Source organism: Acinetobacter sp. Ag2, assembly GCF_001005515.1.
Taxonomy (GTDB): Bacteria; Pseudomonadota; Gammaproteobacteria; order Pseudomonadales; family Moraxellaceae; genus Acinetobacter; species Acinetobacter bereziniae.
Map to the genome: position 1 here is coordinate 1 of NZ_LBNA01000004.1, position 1,811 is coordinate 1,811.

Consider the following 1,811-nt stretch of genomic DNA (forward strand, 5'->3'; position numbering starts at 1 on the left):
TGACGACTCCGCAATAAAAATCCAAAACCTTTCCTCCCTGATTACAAGCTCCCATCTAAATCAAGATCGGGAGTTTTTCGGCTATGCCGATTGCAAAATATTTGCTTATTTTTTGAATAGATGTATTATTGTTGCCATAGGTAACAGGAATTTTAAAAATGAGTAGAAAGCGGATTGCCCTATCTATTGATCCTGAATATCACGAGTTACTTACAAGACTTGCTGAATATCAGAAAAAAACAGTAACTGGCGTTGTAACTGACTTTTTAGAGGCATCAAGACCGGCTGCCGAAGCTATGTTAACTGCTTTTCAAGAATTGGAAAAAGGCGTCGATCAAAACGAAATATTAAAGAATCTTCTAGCTTCTGGTTTGGAAGGTGCTGCAAAAAATTTAAGGGATTAAATAGTAAAGCCCCAAGAATGGCAGTTCTTAGGGCTTTGAATCCTGAATGTACGACCAAGTACAAAGGAGATTACATTGTACGACCAAAATTTGAAATTTCAAAGTGGCAAGCCCGAACGAGGAGGCGTGAGGAGTGAGGAGGAGGAAACGACCGACCGACACGACCGATACGACCGAACGAGTGAAGGGCTGCCACAAGTTAAATTGCTTACAAATGGCAGCGGAAAAGTTTGGACTGTAGATGAAAATGGCAAGCCCCTTGGTATATATACGGATAACTCCGCCAACCGCACCACACAAGGCTTTCAGCCCATACGAGAAAAGTTTAAATTACTTCACTTCGCTCGAAAATTACTCCCTAAAGAACGTACTGCTCACTGTTTCTATAATCGGATTACAAAAGAAGAGGGTGTATCTGTTTTTTTGAATAAATTACGGAATAAAGCCAATTATGGGAACGTGATGCGCTGTGCTAATCCCTGGGCTTGTCCTGTTTGTTCTGCAATCATTTCAGAAGGTCGAAAAGATGAAGTAAAAACGGCTATGGATTGGTGGAAAGCTCAAGGCGGTGATGTGTTACTGCTTACTCTAACAGCTCCCCATTATTCGAGTACTGACGTTAAATCTTTAAAACCTGCAATGCTTAAAGCTCGAAAATATATGCTCAAGGGTGTTCGGGCGACTAAAGACCTTTTCAAACACTATGCCATTGAACACTACATTTCTGTATTTGAAGTGACACACGGAAAAAACGGATTCCATCCCCACTTTCATATTTTGTTATTCACTAAATATCACGTACACAATCCACGTGGTTCTGTGATGCGTATGCAATTCTTTGAACAATGGAAAAAGGCATGTGAAAAAGCAGGATTAGACCAACCAAGCTATGAACACGGTTTGGATCTCCGCAATGGTCAAAAGGCTGCTAAGTACGTCGCTAAATGGGGCTTAGAACATGAAATGACTAAGGGCCACATCAAAAAAGGTAAAACAGATTCTAAAACGCCTTTCGATTTACTCCGTGATTATGCAGAGGGTGACGAAAATGCAGGAAAATTATTTAGGATTTACTTTGAAGCATTCAAAGGTACACGCCAATTAAATTGGTCAAAAGGTTTAAAGAAACTCTCCAGCAAGGGACAAGAAGAAAAAACAGATCAAGAATTAGTTGATGAAACTGACAACGTAGCCGAATTGATGTTTAAGTTATCTATTGAGCTATGGAATCCAATACGCAAACACGGCAGACAAGGTGAATTGCTGATTAAGGTACAAGAAGATCACACACTTAAAAAAGCAATGGAATATGTCAAAGAATGCTTAGGCTATGATGGACAACTGAGGGAATAAGTATCCTTGTTTACATGTTGTCATGTTTACAAGCTACGAGTGACGACTCCGCAA

2 protein-coding genes are annotated in these 1,811 nt (G+C 40.0%); both read left to right on the forward strand.

Annotation, left to right across the window (positions count from 1 at the left end; genetic code table 11):
• The first annotated feature begins 158 nt into the window (after positions 1 to 158).
• Positions 159 to 404 carry a hypothetical protein gene (locus AAV97_RS00020; protein ID WP_046759451.1) on the forward strand — a complete coding sequence of 82 codons (246 nt, stop codon included), beginning with the start codon at positions 159 to 161 and terminating at the stop codon, positions 402 to 404.
• Between the two features lie 204 nt (positions 405 to 608).
• The gene (locus AAV97_RS00025) at positions 609 to 1,757 is read left to right on the forward strand and encodes a protein rep (protein WP_046759452.1); all 1,149 of its coding nucleotides are present in this window, start codon (positions 609 to 611) and stop codon (positions 1,755 to 1,757) included.
• Positions 1,758 to 1,811 lie beyond the last annotated feature (54 nt).

What these genes read in the sequence shown, in the direction of transcription:
- AAV97_RS00020 (WP_046759451.1), top strand. Translation starts at nt 159, where the DNA reads ATGAGTAGAAAGCGGATTGCCCTATCTATTGATCCTGAATATCACGAG.